Origin of the sequence: Alteromonas lipotrueiana, assembly GCF_019249245.1 — a bacterium.
In the GTDB taxonomy this organism is placed as follows: Bacteria; Pseudomonadota; Gammaproteobacteria; order Enterobacterales; family Alteromonadaceae; genus Alteromonas; species Alteromonas lipotrueiana.
Window position 1 is genome coordinate 24,943 of record NZ_JAESDK010000003.1, and the last position, 22,290, is coordinate 47,232.

At 45.5% G+C, this 22,290-nt stretch carries 16 protein-coding genes; 5 read left to right on the forward strand and 11 right to left on the reverse strand.

Going from position 1 to position 22,290, the window contains the following annotated elements; all coding sequences use genetic code 11:
- The first annotated feature begins 126 nt into the window (after window positions 1–126).
- Window positions 127–2,301 carry a YgiQ family radical SAM protein gene (locus tag JK130_RS03080; protein ID WP_218352752.1) on the forward strand — a complete coding sequence of 725 codons (2,175 nt, stop codon included), beginning with the start codon at window positions 127–129 and terminating at the stop codon, window positions 2,299–2,301.
- A gap of 83 nt (window positions 2,302–2,384) precedes the next feature.
- On the opposite strand, the gene JK130_RS03085 is transcribed toward JK130_RS03080, so the two are convergent.
- Window positions 2,385–2,777, reverse strand: a complete 393-nt coding sequence (locus JK130_RS03085) for a DUF1294 domain-containing protein (protein ID WP_220099458.1) — start codon at window positions 2,775–2,777, stop codon at window positions 2,385–2,387.
- Between the two features lie 168 nt (window positions 2,778–2,945).
- On the reverse strand, window positions 2,946–3,818 hold the full coding sequence (locus tag JK130_RS03090) for a LysR family transcriptional regulator (protein ID WP_218352753.1): 873 nt from the start codon (window positions 3,816–3,818) through the stop codon (window positions 2,946–2,948).
- 110 nt (window positions 3,819–3,928) lie between these two features.
- Between JK130_RS03090 and JK130_RS03095 the strand changes: the two genes are divergently transcribed.
- Window positions 3,929–4,903, forward strand: coding sequence for an aldo/keto reductase (locus JK130_RS03095; protein WP_218352754.1), 975 nt, complete (start codon window positions 3,929–3,931; stop codon window positions 4,901–4,903).
- Window positions 4,904–5,011: 108 nt separating this feature from the next.
- Here the strand turns inward: JK130_RS03095 and JK130_RS03100 are convergent, their stop codons facing one another.
- The 7 genes from JK130_RS03100 to ahpC form a co-directional block, all read right to left on the reverse strand.
- Entirely contained in the window at window positions 5,012–5,227 is a 216-nt protein-coding gene (locus JK130_RS03100; RefSeq protein WP_218352755.1) for a hypothetical protein, read from the reverse strand.
- Between the two features lie 188 nt (window positions 5,228–5,415).
- Window positions 5,416–6,267 (reverse strand): ATP synthase subunit B family protein, encoded by an 852-nt coding sequence (locus JK130_RS03105; RefSeq protein WP_218352756.1) that lies wholly within the window; start codon window positions 6,265–6,267, stop codon window positions 5,416–5,418.
- A gap of 156 nt (window positions 6,268–6,423) precedes the next feature.
- Window positions 6,424–9,471, reverse strand: coding sequence for an efflux RND transporter permease subunit (locus JK130_RS03110; protein ID WP_218352757.1), 3,048 nt, complete (start codon window positions 9,469–9,471; stop codon window positions 6,424–6,426).
- Complete coding sequence (locus tag JK130_RS03115; protein WP_218352758.1) at window positions 9,468–10,565, reverse strand: efflux RND transporter periplasmic adaptor subunit; 1,098 nt, start codon at window positions 10,563–10,565, stop codon at window positions 9,468–9,470. The genes JK130_RS03110 and JK130_RS03115 overlap by 4 nt, the downstream gene beginning before the upstream one ends.
- On the reverse strand, window positions 10,555–11,118 hold the full coding sequence (locus JK130_RS03120; RefSeq protein ID WP_218352759.1) for a TetR/AcrR family transcriptional regulator: 564 nt from the start codon (window positions 11,116–11,118) through the stop codon (window positions 10,555–10,557). Before JK130_RS03120 ends, JK130_RS03115 begins: the two co-directional genes overlap by 11 nt.
- 209 nt (window positions 11,119–11,327) lie before the next feature.
- A complete protein-coding gene (gene ahpF, locus JK130_RS03125) occupies window positions 11,328–12,914 on the reverse strand; it encodes an alkyl hydroperoxide reductase subunit F (protein ID WP_218352760.1) in 1,587 nt (528 codons plus the stop codon).
- Window positions 12,915–12,997: 83 nt separating this feature from the next.
- Window positions 12,998–13,555: an alkyl hydroperoxide reductase subunit C gene (gene ahpC / locus JK130_RS03130; protein ID WP_425514582.1), complete on the reverse strand. Its 558-nt coding sequence runs from the start codon at window positions 13,553–13,555 to the stop codon at window positions 12,998–13,000.
- 283 nt (window positions 13,556–13,838) lie between these two features.
- On the opposite strand from ahpC, the gene JK130_RS03135 reads away from it, so the two are divergent.
- Entirely contained in the window at window positions 13,839–15,200 is a 1,362-nt protein-coding gene (locus JK130_RS03135) for a DUF2252 family protein (RefSeq protein ID WP_246587678.1), read from the forward strand.
- A gap of 127 nt (window positions 15,201–15,327) precedes the next feature.
- Here JK130_RS03135 and JK130_RS03140 read toward each other — a convergent pair whose 3' ends face one another.
- The gene (locus JK130_RS03140; RefSeq protein WP_218352762.1) at window positions 15,328–16,269 is read right to left on the reverse strand and encodes a diguanylate cyclase; all 942 of its coding nucleotides are present in this window, start codon (window positions 16,267–16,269) and stop codon (window positions 15,328–15,330) included.
- 477 nt (window positions 16,270–16,746) lie between these two features.
- Here JK130_RS03140 and JK130_RS03145 point away from each other — a divergent pair, with 477 nt between their 5' ends.
- Entirely contained in the window at window positions 16,747–19,674 is a 2,928-nt protein-coding gene (locus JK130_RS03145; RefSeq protein ID WP_218352763.1) for a response regulator, read from the forward strand.
- A 3-nt stretch (window positions 19,675–19,677) separates the two neighbouring features.
- Here the strand turns inward: JK130_RS03145 and JK130_RS03150 are convergent, their stop codons facing one another.
- Window positions 19,678–20,343 (reverse strand): 2OG-Fe(II) oxygenase, encoded by a 666-nt coding sequence (locus tag JK130_RS03150; RefSeq protein ID WP_218352764.1) that lies wholly within the window; start codon window positions 20,341–20,343, stop codon window positions 19,678–19,680.
- A 200-nt stretch (window positions 20,344–20,543) separates the two neighbouring features.
- On the opposite strand from JK130_RS03150, the gene JK130_RS03155 reads away from it, so the two are divergent.
- Window positions 20,544–22,100, forward strand: a complete 1,557-nt coding sequence (locus JK130_RS03155; RefSeq protein WP_218352765.1) for a carbon-nitrogen hydrolase family protein — start codon at window positions 20,544–20,546, stop codon at window positions 22,098–22,100.
- Window positions 22,101–22,290: the final 190 nt, after the last annotated feature.

The window sequence follows — 22,290 nt, forward strand, 5'->3', positions numbered from 1 at the left end:
TTAGCATATCATAACGTGCGCTTAATCCTGACAAGCAAAACCTGAAGCATTAAACTTTCTGGCAAATAGCGAGAAGTCTACAAAGAGGTGCTATAATATGCGCCGTTTTGAATTTTGTTGTAGATTATGCAAGCCACTATTAAAGCTGAACGCAGCCTGTTCTCTTACCCCAAATACTGGGCACACTGCTACGGTACCGCGCCGTTTTTACCTACCACCCGCGCCGAAATGGACGAACTGGGCTGGGATAGTTGCGATGTTATCATTGTAACCGGCGATGCGTACGTTGATCATCCAAGCTTTGGGATGGCGGTACTTGGACGCGTACTTGAGGCTCACGGTTTTAGAGTGGGAATTATTGCCCAGCCTGACTGGACCAGCAAAGATGCTTTTATGCAACTGGGTCAGCCTAACCTGTATTTTGGTGTCACGGCCGGCAATATGGACTCAATGATAAACCGCTACACGGCTGATAAAAAGTTGCGTCATGACGATGCCTATACTCCTGACAATGTGGGTGGCAAACGTCCTGATCGGGCGGTTACCGTGTATGCCCAGCGCTGTCGTGAAGCCTTTAAAGGTGTGCCGGTTATTATTGGTGGCATTGAAGCCAGTTTACGTCGTATTGCCCATTATGATTACTGGTCTGAAAAAGTGCGTCGTTCAGTTTTATTCGACGCAAAAGCCGACATGCTGATGTTTGGTAATGCCGAACGCCCATTAATTGAAGTCACCCATCGCCTGGCTGCCGGTGAAAATATCGCCGATATTACCGACTTACGCGGTACGGCCATTATTGTTAAACAGCCCCTGCCGGGCTGGCAAGGCGTAGACTCTACGTCATTAGACAAACCGGGTAAAATTGAGCCCATCCCCAGTCCTTATCAGGAAATTCCTGACTGCGATAAAGCTGAAACCAATAAAGATGCCGGGGCGGATAAAGCACAGCCTATTGTTATTCAGCCGCCTGAACGTCGTAAGCCGTGGGAAAATGTGTATGTCAAGATGCCCGCATTTGAGACCGTGCGCGACAATAAAACTCTGTATGCTCATACCTCACGTATTTTGCATCAGGAAGTAAATCCGGGTTGTGCCCGGGCTTTGTTGCAACGCCATGGCGATCGTCATATCTGGATCAACCCTCCGGCGATGCCGCTTGAAACTGAGGAAATGGATGCGGTATTTGATTTGCCTTATCAGCGCGTGCCTCACCCCAGCTATGGCGATGCGAAAATACCTGCCTATGACATGATTCGCTTTAGCATAAATATTATGCGTGGCTGTTATGGCGGCTGTACTTTTTGCTCAATTACCGAGCACGAAGGCCGGATTATTCAAAGTCGTTCTGAAGACTCGATTATCCGTGAAATAGAAACAATTCGTGATTCGGTACCAGGTTTTACCGGCGTGATTTCAGATTTAGGCGGACCTACCGCTAATATGTATCGACTGCGTTGTAAAAGCGCCAAAGCCGAAGCCACCTGTCGTCGGCCTTCTTGTGTGTATCCCAGCATTTGTGCGCACATGGATACCAACCATGCGCCTACTATCAGCCTGTACAAACGCGCGCGAAACTTACCCGGTATTAAAAAGGTACTGATAGCCTCGGGAGTACGTTACGATTTAGCGGTAGAAGACCCTGAGTATGTTAAGGAATTGGCGCTACACCATACCGGCGGTTATTTAAAAATTGCGCCAGAACATACTGAAGATGGGCCATTATCGAAAATGATGAAGCCCGGCATGGGCTCGTACTATCAGTTTAAAGAATTGTTTGATAAGTATTCTGCCGAGGCGGGCAAAAAACAGTATTTGATTCCGTACTTTATAGCGTCGCATCCCGGGACCACCGACGAAGACATGTTGGCTTTGGCAATTTGGCTAAAAGAAAACCGCTTTAAGTTGGATCAGGTACAAAACTTCTACCCATCGCCAATGGCCACTGCAACTACGATGTACCATACCGAGGTAGACAGCCTGCGCAAGGTCAAAAAAGACAGTGAGCATGTGCCTTCTGCCAAAGGTGAGATTCATCGCCGGTTACACAAAGCCATGTTGCGCTATCACGACCCGAAAAACTTTGCGCAAATTCGTAAGGCGCTTATTGCAATGGACCGTGAAGACCTGATTGGCCGTGGGCCGCAACATTTAGTGCCGCCAGAATCTAAAGAAGAAAAACGCCAGCAGGCTGCCCGCCCTAAGCGTGGCGAGCGCGCCTTAACTAAGCACACTGGTTTACCCCCAAAAGGCTTTAAGCATAAGCGCAAACCTGTAGCGAAAGGTAAGCCTGGCCCCCGCTAAGGCAAAGCTGTTTGGCTGGGGCGGTTTACTTGCTGCCCCAGCTTTACCTGTAGGCTGCTTTTACACTGATGCGCCAATTTTGTTTATAGCGCAAAAATATTGGTGCTGAATATCAGGTAACTAAAAAAAGCGATGTTTGCGCCGCAAGTAAACACAAATACGATTCTGAAAGTACGTTTTTGTGTTTTGTGCCTGAACAACTGTTGAGCCACGCACGCCCCCGGCCAGCCCCCCAATATTGCCATTATGTGCAAAGTTAGCTCAGACACACGCCACTTTTCATGTACAGAGGCTCGTTTGTCGCGCCAGTACCATATAAAGGTAATCAGGCTCATTACACTGTAAAGCAGCGCTACGGGAGTGAACCCGGGGTCATATTGCGCTGCCAGCCACCATGCCCCAATAAAAAGAAGCGCGACCACGGTAAATCCGGTAAGTGAACGCCTGGGCGTAGGCTTCGATGTTATTCTTGCCATCTTATTAATTCCTCTTTCTGTTCTTGGTATACATTCGTCATTGTTGCTGCGTTATTGAAATAGGTACGCGTAAACGCGCTACATCTGGCACCATCGCTGCGCATAATCTATCGAATCGCTGTGATGGGCCTGGGCTTAAATTTACAGCATTTTACGATCCAGACTCACTTAGGTGTCAAAATGCGCACGAACAAAACGGCTAAACTGTTGTAGTTTTTGAGAAGGGTATACCAGTTGCGGATGAAACATCACCATATCATTCGTATCTAGAGTGTAAGATTTTAACACCTGAGACAACCGCCCCGCCTCAATATCATCGTGTACATAGTAACTGGCAATGCGAATGATACCCTCGCCCCTTAATGCCTGTTGCCGAAGTAAGTGGTTCTCGTTGGTGATAAGACTACCGGTTACGGCAATATCGATATTACCGAGAGGCCAGGTGCGCTGATGTTGAGTTACCAGGCAATTATGTTGGAACAAGTCAGGCGGGGTCTGGGGCCAACCACCTTGCTGAAGATAGTCAGGCGCTGCTACCAACACATGTTGATAGCTAAAGAGTTTGTGAACAACCATGTCTTGTGGAGGGGTGTTGGTAGCCCGAAATGCCAGGTCAAAATTTTGCTGGTACAAATTAAAAGTGGTGTAACTGCAGTTAATCTCAAAGGTTATCTCTGGGTGCTGAGCACGAAACGCATTACACACGTCAAATAAAAAGGTTTCAGCAAACATCTTAGGCGCGGTAATTTTTAGCGGCCCACTCAGGGTATGATGATGCTCACCCACACTGCGCTCTAGCTGCAATACTTGTTTTCGTATGGTCAGTCCTTGCTCTAATGCGCGTTCGCCGGCGGGAGTCAACCTTACGCTTCGCGTGGTGCGCAACAATAACGGACACTGCCATTGGGCTTCCAGCGTTTTGATTTGTTCTGACAAATAGCCTTTTGAAATGCCCAAAGCCTGTGCAGCCCGGGTAAAGTTTAACTGTTGTGCCAGTTCAACAAACAGCATAAGCCGTTCAAACCGTTTATGTTCAAGCATATTGTATGGCTCTGATTGTTTTGTTGAGTGAACAAAGAATTTCCATATATCTTATTTTGTTTATTATAAAAAACAATATTATGGTAGCTTTAAATTCCACGGGATACATCATGTCAACATCATTCGCTCTTCAGCAATACCTGCCCAAGGCCAGTCGTCTTGTTTATGGATGCATGGGTTTGGGCGGCGGCTGGAATCAGAACCCAGTTAGCCAACAAGATATAAAACAAGCGAGCGAAATAACACAAACGGCACTGAACGCCGGCATTACTGTGTTTGATCATGCTGACATCTACACTTTTTCAAAAGCCGAACACGTTTTCGGGCAGGTGCTAAAACAAACTCCTTCGCTGCGAAATCAGCTTTATATTCAGTCAAAATGTGGTATTCGGTTTGAAGATGAACACAACGCAGGCCGTTATGACTTTTCTGCCCAGTGGGTGCGCCAGTCGGTAGAACAGAGCCTGCAGCGACTTCACTGTGAACAATTAGATGTGTTGCTGTTGCACCGCCCCGATCCCCTGATGCAATTAAACGAGCTGGCTGAAACGATTAACACGTTACATCAGCAGGGTAAAATTGCGCATATTGGGGTGTCAAATATGAACACGGCACAGATTGCATTTTTGCAAAGTGCGTTGTCACTTCCTATTGTGGCAAATCAGATTGAAATGAGTCTGGCAAAAACCGACTGGCTAGATGATAGCATTGGGGTAAATACGCCTGCGTCGGCGAATGTGGGGTTTAATACCGGCTTGTTAGAGTACTGCCAAATGCATGATATTCAGTTGCAGGCATGGGGATGCCTGGCGCAAGGAACATTTTCTGAAGCAGGCTTAAACGCCGAGGATCCTCGTATTCAAAAAACCGCCCATTATGTGAAGCAGCTGGCCGCTGAATATCAGGTGTCGGGTGAAGCCATTGTACTGGCATTTTTACTGCGGCACCCGGCTAATATTCAACCGGTTATTGGTACCACGAATACCAAACGTATTGATGCATGTGCTCAGGCAACGACGGTGTCGTTAACCCGGGAGCAGTGGTACAACCTTTATGTTTTTTCACGAGGTGAGGCTTTGCCCTGATATCGCAGAGCAAGACGGGTTGACTTAATATCGCACCGTTATTACTTCTTATAAATCCAGCCAAATTGCTGGATTTATAAGATCACTATAAAGCAATTCAGCGTCCACCTAAGGACGCGTGGGAGTCTCTTCAATAAGCTTAGCAATTTCACTGTTGTCACTGGTTTTTGCTAAATCAATAAGATAACTTTTTTGCAAATCGCCTAGCATTTCAGTTGCAAGGTATTGCTTTACGCGGTTAGTTTCGCCATTAGCAATAGCCGATTCTAACCCTTTCATGCCGGCAATACTGCGATCGCCTTGTGCTTGATTATCATTCTCCATAATGGCTCCTGTGTGGGTAGAATTAAATTTATAAATGAGGATATCTACTTTTTTCGTGCCACATGCCGTTTTGGTTTACTAAAAAATGAATATTTGTCAGATTTTAACAAAGAACCGAGATTTTTGGGCGTACCAGATACAAAAAAACGCATTGTAAAAATACGTTTTTTCAGGGGTGAAATTATCGCCTACTGACCATCATCTCGCTTAAACAAATCACCTATTTTGTCTGAGGCTTTGTTCATAAGCTTATCTTTTTCTTCATTAAGCTTTTCGCGTGCACGATCTTTTTCAGCATCGATTTTTTCCATTGCACGGGCTTTTTCGGCCTCAATTTTTTCAGCAACTTTTGCTTTGAGACGTTCACGGGCTTCGGTTTTTGCTTGCTTAATTACATTATCCAGCATTGCTTTCATAACTGCTGCGCCTACCTGATCAGCCGGTAATCCGTCCGGTTTACCAATAGGGCCAGCATTAAACGTGGGCAAGGTTACCTCATAAGACTTTTGATCAATTTCGAGTTGCGCCGTTTGTAGTTCTTCAAAGTTCAACCGCAGTGTGGTGTTGCTTACCGTTACATTTTCTACAATAACACGGGGCATGGCCTGGTCAGACTCGGTCTGCTTCGGCTCTTCAGACGTGGCGGGCATATTAGCTTCGATGTTGTCTTTCAATACCAACAAGTTACTTTGACCTGACGCGTTGACTTCGTACAAAATATCCGGCGCTGCCACACTGACATTTTGAATAACATAAGGTTCAGACGTGGCGCCGCCCAAATCCAACGACATTTCACCTAAAGCAATGGCGTTGTCGTCAGAAAAATTTTCTGGATTTTTTATATTGGTTCCGGCAATAGCTAAACGGCCTTCGCTATACGCCAGGTCAACATTTTCTACGGTTACAGGTGTACCGAGATAACGGGTCCCCTGCTTTTCTATCTGGGTATGAATGAAATCACCCGCTTCGCTCAGCATATACCAGATACCGCCTACTACAAGCAGTACCAGTATCAATAAAATGGTTAAGACTTTTTTCATTTTTCATTCCTTTTTGATCGGTTCAGTCTTTTGAAGTACCACAATAACTCCATTAAGATCAAAATGGTAGCTGCCTGATTAAAATATCGACACAGTATTAACTGCAATATTATTAAAACCCATTGTAATAACGGGTCACACATTTAGCCCAACCGCCTACTTGGTATGCATATCTTTTTCACTGAAAAACAACGAATATAATACTGGAACCGCCACCAGCGTGAGTAATGTGGCAAACGTTAAACCACCCATAATAGTTACCGCCATGCTGGCAAAAAATGCGTCCCATAATAGCGGCAACATCCCCAGTACAGTGGTTAATACCGCCAGAATAACCGGCCTTGCCCTGCTTATACTGGCACCGGTGATGGCCTCATGTAAATTATCGGCACTGCGACGTCGCAAGTCAGCTTCATCGACCAGCACAATGGCATTTTTAATCAACATACCTGATAAGCTCAACAGACCCAACAATGCAGTAAAACTAAACGGCAGCCCGGTAAGTAATAGCCCTGCGGTAACACCACAAATACACATGGGCACAATAATCCAGATAAGAAGAGCCTGGCGTAAGGCGTTAAACAAAAGTATGGTAATTAGTATCATAGCCAAAAAGCTAATAGGCAATTTGGTTCCCAGGCTTGCCTGTGCATCCCGCGAACTTTCAAACTCGCCGCCCCATTCAAGCGTATACCCCTGGGGCAGTTCTATATTATTTACTGCATCAACAATAGTCGCGCGCGCTGTTGCTGCTGTTACGTTACCCTGTGGTTCGGCTTGCACGGTTAATGTGCGCACCCGGTTGCGCCGATGAATGATTCCGTTTTGAGAATGCAGCTCAAAATCTTTTACTACCTGGGCTACCGGAATAAAGCTGCGCTCTGATTCACTGTAGATTAAGCGGTCTTCAAGCCAGGACATACTGCGACGTTCTTCAGCAGGCGGACGAATAACAACCGGAATTTGCCGGTCGTCTTCGCGATACACACCCACCTGGTTACCCACACTGGCAAACGCCAGAGCCTCTGCAATTTGTGTACGAGATAACCCGGCTATGCGAGCCTTTTCATCGTCTATTACCGGTTTAACCACCAGCTCACGCTGTCGCCAATCCTGACGAATATCGGTAAGCAAAGGTTCTTGCGACATTATCTTTTGAGCCTGAGCACCTAATTTTCTAAGGACTTCGGGGTCGTTGCCCATAAAGCGCGCTTCAATTTTTGCTCCTTCTGCAGGGCCAAAGAAAATACGCTTGGCGTATATTTGTGCCTGAGGATGCTCATCGGCGATGGTATTTTGGATATATTCAACAACTGCCGGTATTTGTTCGCGCGTTGTAGTGCGCACAATAAATTGTCCGTAAGCGGGATTAGGCAATTGAGGTGCATAGGTCAGCATAAAACGACTTGCGCCCATGCCAATGACACTGGTTACCTCGGCGACCTCCTGACGCTGCAAAATTTTCTTTTCTATTGCAATCATATCGTCTTCAGTAGCGCGAATATCGCTACCTTGAGGAAGATAATAATTCACATAAAAGATGGGAGTATTAGAGGGTGGAAAGAACGATTGTTTTACCTGCCCAAAGCCCACCACACATATGGCCGTAGTAACAAATAGTATAACCAGGGTTAACCGACGATGCTTAAGCGCCGTCCCTAATAAGCTTTTGTAAAACCGAAAACCGCGGCCCTGATAAATATCGTTCGTTTGTGGGTTAGTCTCGGTTTTAAATAGATAATGGCCCAGTAAGGGGGTTACCGTTACGGCTAATACCCAGCTTAGCAGCAGCGAAATTAAAATAACGGCAAACAACGAGAACATAAAGTCGCCAGTGGTGTCTTGCGATAACCCAATACCGGCGAATGCCAGAACTCCGATCACCGTGGCGGCCAATAACGGATACTGGGTTTGCTGTGCGGCTTCTTCGGCAGCCTCTACCGACTGCTTGCCTTTTTGCATATTTAGCAGCATTGATTCAGCAATAACAATGGCGTTATCTACCAACATGCCCATCGCAATAATAAGCGCACCCAGGGATATGCGTTCCATCTGAATAGAAAATACCCACATCAGTAATACGGTACCCAGAACGGTCAGCAACAAGGTGCCTCCGACAACCACACCTACCCGCCAGCCCATCACCAACAGTAATACCGCCACCACAATGCCTACTGATGCGGCCAGGTTGACCAAAAAGTCACTAATGGCTTCGTCAACTACGTTGTGTTGTTCGTAAATAGGGTTGATTGACACTCCTAATGGCAGTTTTTCGCGCAGTTTATTTAAGTGGGCTTCAACATTATTGCCTATATCAACAATGTTTAAGTCGCTGCGCCCGGCTATGGCCAGCGTAAACGCAGATTGCCCGTTGTGGCGTGCTAACTGCTGAGGCGTTTCGGTTTCAGCACGATACACATCAGCGATATCGCCAATATTAAGCTGTTCGGTAGTGCCTGGCACCCCAAAGCTTAAGCTTCGGATGGTTGCTGCCGAGTCGTCTCCGGCAGGAATAACTAACCGAATACGCCGATCTTCAACTCGTATGCTACCTGCATCTGCAATCGCGCTTTCGGTTTGAAATACACTGGCAATTTGTGACATTGAAATGCCCAGGCTGGCCAGTTTTTGCTGACTTGCTTCAACATAAATGGTTTCTTGCACAACGCCGGCTAATTGCGCCCGGGTTACGCCGGGCACCGTCAACACTTCACGCCGTAACCTGGAGGCCAGCTCACGCTTTTGACGATTAGAAAATCCTTCGGCTGTTACCGCATAGTACATGCCATACACATCGCCAAAATCATCATTTACCACCGGGGCACTTGCGCCAGCAGGCAGCGAGCGTTGAGCAGCGTCGACTTTTCGCCGAAGCTCATCCCACGCCTGGGGCAAATTAGATCCATCAAAATCATCGCGCAGTTCAACGGTTACCTGCGACTGGCCGGGTAACGAGCGTGAGGTAATATCGCCGAGTTGGGAAAGCTGTTGTACCGATGATTCGATAGCCTCGGTAACTTCCTGCTCTACCTCTGTAGCGGTAGCGCCTGGGTAATAGGTGGTAACAATGGCGGTTTTAATCGCAAAAGCGGGGTCTTCTAACTTACCAATCTGTATAACAGCATTTATTCCCCCCACCAGAAATAATGTCATTAACAACCAAATAGTAAGCTGGTTTTTTATCGAGTACGTCGCAATTTTCATAGCACCGGTTTCTCATTGTCAAACGGGCGTACCAGCATATCGTTCTGCAGTTCACGAATGCCGGCTGCGACTATTACTTCACCGGCTTTAATGCCACTGATAATTTGTGCATTTTGGTCACGAATAATGCCTAACTTTACTGGTTGGTAAGACACACTACCCGCTGACTTATCAAACACCCACACGGCAAATTCTTCAGGTCCTGAGGTATCAATAGCGCCCATAGGCACCCACCAACCTGAATTGTTATTGCCGCGCTCAATTTCAATACGCGCGGTCAATACCATGCCAGGAAGCAGTTCTACGCCCTCAAGACGAGGTAGTTTAAAAGTGACCTGATAGGTTTGCGTGGCACTATTAACCTCTGTTTTGTGTTCAAGGTAACTCAGCTCTACCGGCTCACCCGCCTGATTTAAAATTTTATCGCCTTGTTTGTTTTCCAAAAACACCTGGTAGTGCGGCGCTTCTTCTACCGCCAATCGCATTAGTTGTTCAGGAATATTCACATGCACGCGTAAAAAATTAATATTTTGTACCCGTAATACTGGCTGATTGGGCTGAACGTACGAAAATTTCTCTACCAGACGATTGGTAATAAGTGCATCAAACGGCGCATGAAGTTTGGTGTATTCCACATTCATTTGCGCATTTTCAACCGCCAGCTGAGCATTATCATAATTGGTTTTCAGCGAATCAAACTCAGAATCACTTATGTAGTTGTCTTGTTGCAGTTGCTTAGCCCGGTCAAAATCTGACTCGGCCTGGCGCATAGAAGACTGGGCCTGGCGCAAAGCGAGCTCGTAATCTTTGGGGTCCAGCGCAGCCAGCAACTTACCTTCTGAGATAACCACGCCCTGGCGGTCGGCTAGCTGAGTAATTCGACCCGCCACCTGAAATGACATATCTACGGTACTAAGCGCATCTACACGAGCCACAAAATGCCTGATGCTGGGTTGCACATCTTTACCCACTTCATAAAGTTGAACCAAAGGCGCCGGCTTAGCTTTTGTTTCTTCATTCTGCTTTGAGCATGCCATAAGAGTTAGTACGCCAAGCATTAGCAGGACAAATCGCTGCGAACAATTAATTTTCACCGGTGGTTTCTCCTAATGATTCAGCCATGCTGATCAATTTATTGCGTATACTATTACGTTGGTTTTCACTGAAGGGGCTGACCGACAATAGCTCCTGAAAGCTTAGGCCATCTATGGCCAGCCACAACAAAAGACTATCGAAGTACAGCTGAGGCTCACCTTGCAGTTCTTGCTCAAACTCTTCCATATGAGCTTTAACACTGTGTAGCAATTCAGGGTTTTCGGTAGCAGCCACCAGCAATATACGGGCATAGTCCAGGTTTACGTGCTCATGCACTCTTTGGCGGGTTCGCAGCATTCGTGAAATAGGCAGTAAGTTATCATAGTCATTGCTGATGCCGCCTTCGTAGCTTTTCACTGTATCCATCAGGTTATCAAGCAGCGCTTCTAACAGCATTTCTTTATTTTTAAAGTAATGCATTACGCCGCCTTTGCTCATGGCGCAGTCACTGGCAACTTTATCCAGGGTCAATGTTTTCGGACCCTGATTAATAGCAATGTTTATAGCGGCATCGATAATGCGTTGACGTGAAGTAATTTTATCTGACGACATAGCAAACCCAATAACAAACCAACTGGTCGGTTTTACATTATACAAAAAATATCAAAAACTGACATACAAGATTCACGCTTTAATGAAATTATTTGGGTAGGAACAATGTGATGGTATTGATAGATGTAAAAGGTGGAGCGAGGGGCGAACATAAAAAAACCGGCCTTAGAGGGCCGGTTTATAAGTCTAGCTGAAAAAAATCAGATTTATTAAGCTGCGCTAGCTTCTGCTTCTTTATCAGCCTCGTGGGTCAGTAAATACTCAAAGGCTGCCAGGGAGGCTTTCGCGCCCTCGCCCATTGAGACTACAATTTGCTTGTACGGCACCGTGGTCACATCGCCTGCGGCATAAATACCCGGCTCTGACGTGTTGCATTTTTCGTCAATATTAACTTCACCATGTTTAGTCAGCTCTACTACTTCTTTCAAAAACTGACTGTTTGGCACAAGTCCGATTTGAACAAATACACCTGCCAATTCAAGCGTATGCACCTGCTCGGTGCCACGATCCTGATATTCGATTGCACTGACTTTGCCATTACTTGCAACTATCTGCCGTGTTGCAGCATTACGAATAATAGTAATGTTGTCGCGTTTTTCAGCTTGCTTAACCAAGACCTGATCTGCTTTTAAATCGGGCATAAATTCAAACACAGTCACCGATTTTACAATTCCCGCTAGGTCCAGGGCAGCTTCAATACCTGAATTACCACCACCAATAACAGCAACATCTTTACCTTTAAAGAACGGGCCATCACAGTGCGGGCAATACGCCACGCCATTACCAACGTTTTCACGTTCACCAGGAACACCCAGCTCTCTCCAGCGTGCCCCTGTTGCTACAATCACAGAGCGGGTAGCAATTTGTTCACCTGAAGACAGATTAATGGTTTTAACATGACCTTTGTCGATGCTATCTACACGAACATGCTCTTTAAGAGTAATGTCGTAGTCTTTCATATGCTCCATTAACTTACCGACCAATTCGGGTCCGGTAGTCTTTGAAACTGAAATAAGGTTTTCAATACCCATGGTATCTTTTACCTGGCCACCAAAGCTCTCAGCAACCAAGGTAACTTTTAACCCTTTACGAGCGCTATAAATGGCAGAGCTTACACCTGCCGGACCACCGCCAATCACGGTCACATCCTGCATCGGCAGCGACTGACCTTTATTGGCGTCTTTTAAAGACGGATCGCGCTCGATAAGTTTATCGATTAACGTACCTGCCTCAACTTTACCATTGGCAAACAACTCACCGTTTAGGTAAACCGACGGTACGCCCTGAATGTCACGTTTGGCGACAAGGTCAGGATACAGCCCACCATCAATCATTTCTGTTTTGATATGTGGGTTGATAAGTGCGAACTGATTTAATGCCTGAACAACTTCCGGACAATTATGGCAGCTCAAACTTATAAATACTTCAAAGTTAAGGTCTTCTTTAACCCCTTTGACAATGCTTTGCAGACTATCGTCTACTTTTAATGCTGTACCTGATGCGTGCAGCATAGCCAGAACCAATGAATTAAACTCATGGCCTGCTGGAATTCCTGAGAATCGAATTCCTGTATCTTCACCGTCGGCTTCTAATAAAAAGCTCAGCGAGCTGCGTAAAACACCGTTAGTGTCGCGTTCTTCAAAATGAATATTTTCGCTCACCCCAGCAATATCAGACAGAAACGTCACGAGCTCGTCACGCTTGCTGTGTTCGCCAGTCTGGAGCACGAACGTTACTTCTTTTTGCATGGATTCAGCATAGCCTTTTAGCGCTTGCAAAATTTCTTTAGTCAACACGTCGAATCTGCCTCTCTTTAGTGTGGGTGATAAGGGGCAAGCTACTGCTCGCCCCTATAATGATAGTAAAAACTATCTACTGGTTAGATTTTGCCAACCAAGTCTAGTGAAGGTGCCAATGTTTCTTCACCTTCTTTCCATTTTGCCGGGCAAACTTCACCTGGGTGAGAAGCAACATACTGCGCCGCTTTCACTTTACGTACCAGGTCATCTGCGTCACGACCGATACCTTCAGATGTAATTTCCATAGCCTGAACAATACCTTCCGGGTCAACAACAAATGTTGCACGGTCAGCCAAACCCATGTTTTCACGCATACAATCGAAATTGCGCGTAATTTCGCCAGTAGGGTCACCAATCATCGCAAATTTGATTTTGTTGATGGTGTCTGAAGACTGATGCCATGCAGCGTGGGTAAAGTGGGTATCTGTTGATACAGAGAACACTTCAACACCACGAGATTGCAGTTCTTCATACTTATCAGCAATATCGCCAAGCTCTGTTGGACATACAAATGTAAAATCTGCTGGGTAAAATACAAATACAGACCATTTGTCTTTGATGTCTTCGCTGCTTACTTCTACAAACTCGCCATTTTTAAATGCGTTTGCTTTAAATGGTTTAATAGCAGTGTTGATCAATGCCATGGTTAATCTCCTTTTGAGGTTAATTTATGCTGTGAAATTTTCACCGATAAGTAAAAACTCACAGAGACTACGAATTAATGAAATTGTCGGTTTGCTTTAATTCGCTCCCCGTTCGATTGATTGAAATAATAGCGAACGTTGAAGCACAATGATAATTGGTAATGTTGAACAGTTAAATCAGTTTTTATGATTAATAATTTTCTTTTCAGCGGAATAATTGAACTACTTAGCGTCTCAAAATTTTTATAATGTTGCAAGTTTAAGGACATCACTTTTAATGAATAGCCTTGATAAAACCTCTTCGATACAAGATCGCGAAGCCTTTGTTGCAAAACAGTTATGTCGGGTAGATGGCTGTGGACCTAACCCCTTATTAGGCAAACACGCAAAAATGGCCGAAAGCCCCTATGCTTTTTATCGTGGCAGTGCCCAACTTTTTTACGCCGACCTACAATCTAATCGTTTTCATCTTCCCGACTGCCTTACGGCATTACCTCTCACCTGCGTGGTAGGTGATTGCCATGTGTCTAACTTTGGGTTCATAACCGAAGAAGGCTCCCACGGTGATACGGTAATTTTTGCGCCTAATGATTTTGACGATGCCTGCGTGGGGCTGGCGGGCTGGGATATTATGCGGTTTTTAACTTCCTTAGCTCTGGCCGGGCGGTATGCGCAAGGCATTAAAGCCGGTCGCTTTATGCATGACAAAACCCGCACCCACAAGCCCGTAGTGAACGATGAGGATATCACTGAGGCAATGGCAGGCTTTATCCAACAATATGTAACTACGTCAAAACAGCTGTGTGATGACCCTGATAAAATTAACACAGCAATAGAAAATATCGGGCCAGGTACCCGTTTAACCAAACAATATGACAAGGCCTGCAGACGGGCAGCAGGCGGACGGGAGTTCACCACAAAAAGCGCGTTGGCCAAAGCGGTTTATATGAGTGAGGACGGTCTGCGCTTTTTATGCAAAACAGAAAAGTTCACGCCATTAGCCCCGCATTACTATAAAGAGCTTGAAGCCGCTTTTGCACCCTATATGGATGATAAAATTATTGATATTGTGCAACGCAATAACGCGGGTACGGGCTCAGTGAATATGGCCCGCTATTATTTTTTGGTTGGGCCTGATAAACCGCACACCGCCGACAGCTTTTCTCAGTGCCATATCGTTGAGGTTAAACAACAACGCGAGGCTGCGCCATTGTATTACTTTGAACCGTTGTCTGCCGTAAACCGACTAAATCCGGCGCACCTCACAGCGCGATGCCAACGAAAAATGCAACGCAAGCCAGATTTGCTGTTAGATGAAGTGTGCTGGCAACAACAGCATTATCTAATCAGGTCGCGGCATCATGCCCGGGTACGTATCGATCCTGTCGATGTCACCATGGGCAATAAAAGCGTAAACGGCGGGTTTGTTGATTACGCACGATGGTGTGGTCAGGCATTAGCGCTTGCCCATGCTCGCGGCGATCGACGCTCTATCAGGTTTGAGCAAGCAGTATGTAACCAGGTGACGGGCAACGAAGACACTCTGATTTCAGCTGCGTGGGAGTATTGTCAGCAGGTTACCACTGATTATCAGACTTTTGTCAGAGCCTTATCGAACCCTGAAACATTGCAGGATTAAGGTTTATCAAAACGAACGTTTTTCTCCGCTTTGATATACCGAAGTTAGGACTGCATTGCTGTGAAATCTCGGGCAGTTTCAAAACTACCGATGAGTAAATGCCCTTGAGTTATATGCTCTTGTCAGGCTAATCGCGTTCGTCTGGCCAGATTTTCCAGGCATACTGGTTTCGGCCATTGTGCTTGGCTTCATACAAAGCGCTATCGGCACAATCCACTAATGTTCGCTCGTCTGGTTTGCAGTCGGTAATCTGGCTAAAAACAATAGTCGCAATACCAATGCTTACCGTAAGATAATCATGCTGTGAGGCATAGCGATGCTCGTAGCGTTGCTGATTGAATTGGTCAAGTATTTGAGCTGCAATTGCCACAGCGCCCACCTGGTCGGTCGCATTTAAGATAATTCCAAATTCTTCACCACCCAGACGGCTCACTACATCAGTACCCCGCCTGGCGCTGTCTTCAAGAATACGTGACACATGAATTAAGCAATCATCACCTTTGCCGTGCCCATACCCATCGTTGTAAGACTTAAAATCGTCAATATCGATGATGAGTAACGACAAACACACTTGCTCGCGTTGACAATGTTCAATCTCCCACAGCATGGTTTCATCAAATCGGCGTCGGTTCGCCAGCCCGGTGAGTGGGTCGGTCGCGGCCAGTGATTCAAGCTGTAGGGTTTGTTGATACAGCCGGGTATGGGTCTGAACTCTGGCTTTTAAAATGGCGTTTTCAACAGGCTTTGTAATGTAATCAACTGCGCCTAGCTCAAAGCCTTCGGTTTGCTGATTGACTGTATCTAATGCTGTGACAAATATTATCGGAATGGGATGGGTGCGCTCGTTTTGTTTTAGCTGCCGACACAGTTCAAAGCCACTTGTTTGTGGCATGATTACATCCAGCAGAATAAGCTCGGGCTGAAGTTCAATTGCGCGACTTAACCCATCCTGAGGAGTGGTGCTAACAAAGACATCATAGCCAGACGACAATGCTTCAGCGATCCGCTGGACCGACATCACATCATCATCAATAATTAACACTTTAGGTTTAACGCGGGTTGGCAACATACAACATCCTACTATTGTTAAGCAAAAGTACGCATAACTCTGAATTTAGAACTATTCTTGAATCAATATCGTGGCGAGCTGCCGTTTTTCTTTCTTTTCTGACTCGCTATTTGTCTATTGACAATCGTTTAAGACAATCTATAAACAGGAGAAGCAATGGATGCGACCCATATTCTTATTGTTACAGCGCACTTAGGAATTTCCTTACTCTTTTATTATTTTTACTACCGCCTTCATTCAAAGGGTATCAGGGTGGTGTTCCTGGTAGCATTTATTGTATTTCTGATGGCTGGCACTGAACGGCTATTTTCTATTTTAAACAATGCGTACAGCCCTGTTTTTATAGCCGCGATCCTTATCATTAGCGCCGCCCTGCTCACCCTGTATACAATTTATAGATGCAAACTCGCTAACACGCAATTTTCGCGGCAAAAATATCCGTTCAATGTCACTAAACCAAAGAACCAGGGACAATCCTTGAGTTCGGCCCCCCATAGCATTTTATCAAGCCCCGGCGATCTGTTATTCAACACATTGCCGGTTTGGCTGGTGAAATGCCATGAAGAAGGGTTTGTTTCGTGCTGGCAAAGTGCGCCTTTGCAACATTTATTAAAAAATAAGCCTGGCTGTTATTGGATAAACCCTGCCGACCAGACTCTGGTTTTTGAAGCAGAGCTTCACCATGGTTTGTCACAATTTGCTCTGGGCAACGAAAATGAGGCTTGTTTTTCATGTATGGAAAAGGGCCGGGTAAAAGTACGACGAGTGCAAAATAATCATCTTCTTTTAGAATTTCAGTCCGTTGACAATGACAAGGTTAAGTCAACACCCGTATTACAACACGAGTCTCTTAAGCAAGCATTCAACGCCTCTATTGCCGGGGTGTTTGTATTTGATGCCGTCAGCCAGCGTCCGTACTTTATTAACGATCGTTTTGAACAGATAACCGGGCACGAACAACAATCAACATTACAAAAAGGGCCTGTGGCATTGCTTAGGCTGGTACACAAGGAGGATCAAAAAAGGGTAATACGCCATTTTCGGCATCTTTTTTTGTACACGGGTAGCAATGCTATCAGTAGCCCGGTGCAATTCCGGTTTTTGCATGCAAAAGGAAAATGGGTTTGGTTGATGGGACAATATTCGGTTCTTAGCTTTACCCGCGATCAGAATGTTCATCGTCTTATGGGCAGTTACCTGGATATCACAGTGCTGCACCGATTACAGGATAATTTGGTTAAAGCCAAAGAAGACGCAGAGCAGGCCAACAAAACCAAAACTGAATTTCTGGCTAATATGAGCCATGAAATCAGAACCCCTATGAACGCAGTATTGGCCCTTACCGACATGCTTCTTAAAATGGAACTAGGCAACACACAGCGAGAATACTTGTCAAAAGTCCAACTGTCTTCTCAGTCGCTGCTAAATATTCTTAACGATATTCTGGATTACTCCAAACTAGAGGCTGGTAAACTTCGCATTTGTGCCGAAAACGTTGATTTGTTCACACTGCTATCAGAGGTTTTGCATCTGTTTAGTGTCAGCGCTGCTGATAAAAACCTGCAATTATGCTGTAAACTTCATCCTGAGTGCCCACGCTGGATTGTCAGCGACGGCATGCGTATTAAGCAGATATTATCTAACCTTGTGGGCAATGCTATAAAATTTACTGACACGGGTATGGTGTGTCTGCACGTGAAGCTGGACGTAACAGAGCGCGGTGATTCGCTATTGCAGTTTAAGATCTCCGATACTGGGACAGGCATGGATAAAGACCAGTTATCTCTGTTATTTGGAGCTTTTTCCCAGGCCGATAACTCTATTTGCCGACGCTATGGCGGCAGTGGTCTTGGCCTTTCAATCTCGAAAAAACTGGCCGGCTTATTAGACGGCGGCCTAACCGGCACCAGTGCTATCGGCGAAGGCAGTTGCTTTTGTTTTTCCTTGCCGCTGTTATTACCTGCCTCCCCTGTCCCCCCAAGCCTGAACACCAATATGTCTGTGGGCGTAGTTACCCCGCACCAGGGCGCCAGCCCTATATACCATTATTGCCAGATGCTACAGGTCGATGTGATTTTTGAGCATGACTTAGCACAGCTTTTTTCCCAAAATATTCCTGACTGTGACATTCTGGTGGTAGATTTGGGTGGGGCAGATTATACACAGCAACACGCTATAATGACCCATATGTTAAGTAAAAACCCAGCCACCGGCATTGCCACCAGGGTGGTGTTTATTGGCTGCGATAAATACGCTCAAAGCGCCGCCACCGATATCATCTTAAATCAGCCGTCAGTTTGGGTATTTCCGCCTTTTTTACCCAGCGATTTGGAAACTGCCTTCAATTCACTGGTATCTAAAACCGGTGCAGGTACCGGTCAAAGCGGCCGTGATAAAGTTCGTTTTCCAAATTGTGCTGCGTTGGTCGTTGAAGACAATGCAATGAATCAGTACGTCGCAAACCAGCTTTTAACCGCTATCGGTTTTACAGTGACCCTGGCCAGCAGCGGCGAACAAGCCTTGCAGCTAGTAGAGCAGCAGGCTTTTGATGTGATTTTTATGGATTTACAAATGCCAGGTATGGATGGTTACTCAACCACCCTGGCAATGAAAAAACGGCCCGCGCTAAAAAATACGCCTATAATTGCCATTTCTGCCGCAGTGCTTGAACAGGACAAACAGCGTGTTATCAATGTGGGCATGGACGCGCATATTCCTAAACCAATAGACCGGAATATGCTACTAGACACTTTATTAACCTGCCTGAAACCAAAGGCAGTTTTTGACAACCAATTAGCCTCAGACGCCCCCCAAACCTATCACGACAACAAAGTGGTGCATAAACAGTTTCGTCAGCTTTTACCCGGATTTGATATAAGTTCGGTATTTCGCCGGCTTGGAAATGACGCTGAGCAGTACCGACAACTATTGACAAACTTTAACCTGCAGTACAGCGGCGCAGAAGACTTTGCAATAAACGCTGAGTCTTCTGATAAACAACAGCGCCAGCTGCATTCACTCAAAAGCATGGCGGCGACAATCGGGGCAAACCGATTGTCGGTTTTGGCTGCTGAAGGCGAAAAAAATCTGGCAGACGGTCACCTTGTGACTGTTCGTGTCATTACTGACGAACTTGCTCTGGTCATTAAAACGATACGTCATTGTTTAACGCACCTTAATACCCAAAAGTCGCCACCTTTGTTATCAGGAGCCACCAATCTGGACGACCTTCAATCGCGTTTAGAAAAGCGTGGTTACATGCGCCACAGCGACATTGAACGTTACCGCGAGAGCCTTGAGGAAAAGTTTGGGCAACAAACAGCGCAGCAAATCTGTCTGGCTATGGCCCGTCTTGACTATAGCCAGGCTATCGACTTATTAACACAGACCGAGAATACATCCTGAAAATTATTTTGGCGGATCAATTTTGTTACCAATACTGGTATTCACCCGATACCAGCCGGCAATAGAATAACGATTTTGCCGCGCGGGTTTGACCTCGTGCGGAAATTCTTCGCTAAGAAAAAGCACCACCGTGCCCAATTCTGGATAAACCGAAACGCCGGTGGCGTCTTCATCGTGCTGATACAAAACCAGTTCGCCCTTATCCTGGGCCCCCCATTGCGGATTCAGATAGGTAACCATAGACAAAACCCGATTTGATGCCCCCCGGAATGCATCATAATGGCGTTTATAAAAATCGCCTGGCTGGTAATAAGCAAAATGGCTTTCAAACGAAAAAAGTCCCATAAATAAACGCCGGTTTAAATAGGTTTTTAATGCTTCACACCAGGCCAGCCACTGGACTCCGGCATCACTTGAACCATCGATCCAACAGACTTTGTCGGTACGAACCGACTCGTTTTTATGAAATTTCTGTTTTCTGCCAATACCTGCATTTTCAAAAGCACTGTGCGTTAGCGAGCACTGATATTGATACAACGACATAGCCATTTCATGCGACAATGCGTTTGGCTGAATACTATAGCCCTGCTGCTGTAACTGCACTGCAATACGCTCAAACAAATCGAGGTTGCTTGACGGTACCTCCGAAGTAGCGCTGTGGGGTGACATTAATAAATCTCGCGAACAGGTCATTGAGAAAGGTCAGCTTATACGGCATATCCGTTTTTTTGGCAATCTGTTTAAACCGATTAAAGATCTACTTTTTTCCATAATTTTGCTAATCTGAAAGTCCGCTGACAAGGTATATATAACCTTGCGCTAATGGTTCATTCTTGCGGCATTGTTCGCCGCGATTGTAGAGGCAGTATATGAGTCAGGATCAAACATCCGTTGAAGATACCGAACATCATCTTGAGCTTAGAAACTTAAGACTTGACGATTACGATGATGTTAAAAATTTAATGAACACAGTTTATGCGAAAGTTGGCGGAGCATGGCCCTACCGTAACTTTAAAGCGCAGGTCACAACCTTCCCGGACGGCCAGATTTGTATCGAGGATAAAGGCAAAGTTGTTGCGTTTGCTATCTCGGTTATTGTCGATTACGAACAATTTGGCGACAAGCATAGCTATGACGAAATTACCGGAGATGCGTATTTAACCACCCATGATCCAAACGGGGATGTTTTGTATGGCGTCGAAGTTATTGTGTGTCCGGGGTACCGTGGATTACGTTTGGGACGTCGATTGTACGAAGCCCGTAAAGACGTATGCCGGGCACTTAACCTGAAATCTATTATGGCCGGCGGTCGAATTCCGAACTATGGCAATTATTCGTCATTAATGACGCCATATGAATACATAGAACAGGTGAAATCGAAAGATATATACGACCCTATCTTAACCTTTCAACTGGCCAACGGTTTTGTGGTTAAGCAGGTTATGACGGCCTACTTACCTGAAGATGAAGACTCAAAAGGTTATGCTACTTTATTACAGTGGCACAATATTTATTATGAGCCCCACTCAACATCATTGATTGGTGGCAAAAAGCCCACTGCCCGGATTGGTTGTATTCAATGGCAAATGCGCTACTTTAATAATGTGGAAGAGCTGCTTCAGCAGGTAGAATATTTTGTTGATGCGTTGTCAGACTATGGCTGTGATGTAGCGGTATTTCCGGAGTTTTTCAATGCGCCGTTAATGGGTCTTAGCCCTGATCCGTCTTCGATTGACGCTATCTGGCATTTAGCCACGTATACCGATGAAATACTAACTGCAGTATCGCATCTGGCAGTCTCGTACAACATCAACATTATTGCTGGTTCTATGCCAGTCGTTGAAGATGAAGAATTGTACAACGTGGCCTACATTTGCAAACGTGACGGCACTATTGAAAGTCAGTATAAATTGCACCCTACTCCGCATGAAAAAGAAGACTGGATCATGAAGGGCGGCGACAGCCTGAAAACCTTCGATACAGACTTTGGCAAAATTGGCGTGCTGATATGCTATGACGTAGAATTTCCAGAACTTGCGCGCATATTATCTGAACAAGAGATGCAAATTTTATTTGTACCCTTTTGGACAGACACCAAAAATGGATACCTACGCGTCCAACGTTGCGCTCAGGCCAGAGCCATCGAAAATGAATGTTATGTAGCTATCGCCGGAAGCGTAGGTAATTTACCTAAAGTAGACAATGTTGATATTCAGTATGGGCAAACGGCGGTTTATTCGCCTTCTGATTTTGCATTTCCGCACGATGCTATTGTGTCAGAAACGACACCGAATACGGAAATGACGTTAATCGTCGATCTTGATCTGGATAAGTTAACACGCCTTCAGAATGAAGGTTCTGTACGTAATTACCTTGATCGCCGACGCGACCTTTATCGTGTTCAGTGGATTGGTAACAAGTCTTAAAAATCTCTACAATATTATCAGGGGACTTAACCCCTGATAATATTGCCTACCCACATACCGTTTTTGTCTCTTATTTCTTTGCTGCTCAGCACTTTTTAATTATTAAATTCAGATTATTTAGTTTCAATCCTGCTTCACTTTCATTGTGTTCAACTTGCTTCGCCCCCATTGAAACTATGGCATTAGCACA

Excerpts from the sequence above, each read along its gene's own strand:
- JK130_RS03080 (WP_218352752.1), top strand. The coding sequence starts at position 127 with ATGCAAGCCACTATTAAAGCTGAACGCAGCCTGTTCTCTTACCCCAAA.
- JK130_RS03085 (WP_220099458.1), bottom strand. The coding sequence starts at position 2,777 with ATGGCAAGAATAACATCGAAGCCTACGCCCAGGCGTTCACTTACCGGA.
- JK130_RS03090 (WP_218352753.1), bottom strand. The coding sequence starts at position 3,818 with ATGCTTGAACATAAACGGTTTGAACGGCTTATGCTGTTTGTTGAACTG.
- JK130_RS03095 (WP_218352754.1), top strand. The coding sequence starts at position 3,929 with ATGTCAACATCATTCGCTCTTCAGCAATACCTGCCCAAGGCCAGTCGT.
- JK130_RS03100 (WP_218352755.1), bottom strand. The coding sequence starts at position 5,227 with ATGGAGAATGATAATCAAGCACAAGGCGATCGCAGTATTGCCGGCATG.
- JK130_RS03105 (WP_218352756.1), bottom strand. The coding sequence starts at position 6,267 with ATGAAAAAAGTCTTAACCATTTTATTGATACTGGTACTGCTTGTAGTA.
- JK130_RS03110 (WP_218352757.1), bottom strand. The coding sequence starts at position 9,471 with ATGAAAATTGCGACGTACTCGATAAAAAACCAGCTTACTATTTGGTTG.
- JK130_RS03120 (WP_218352759.1), bottom strand. The coding sequence starts at position 11,118 with ATGTCGTCAGATAAAATTACTTCACGTCAACGCATTATCGATGCCGCT.
- JK130_RS03135 (WP_246587678.1), top strand. The coding sequence starts at position 13,839 with ATGAATAGCCTTGATAAAACCTCTTCGATACAAGATCGCGAAGCCTTT.
- JK130_RS03140 (WP_218352762.1), bottom strand. The coding sequence starts at position 16,269 with ATGTTGCCAACCCGCGTTAAACCTAAAGTGTTAATTATTGATGATGAT.
- JK130_RS03150 (WP_218352764.1), bottom strand. The coding sequence starts at position 20,343 with ATGTCACCCCACAGCGCTACTTCGGAGGTACCGTCAAGCAACCTCGAT.
- JK130_RS03155 (WP_218352765.1), top strand. The coding sequence starts at position 20,544 with ATGAGTCAGGATCAAACATCCGTTGAAGATACCGAACATCATCTTGAG.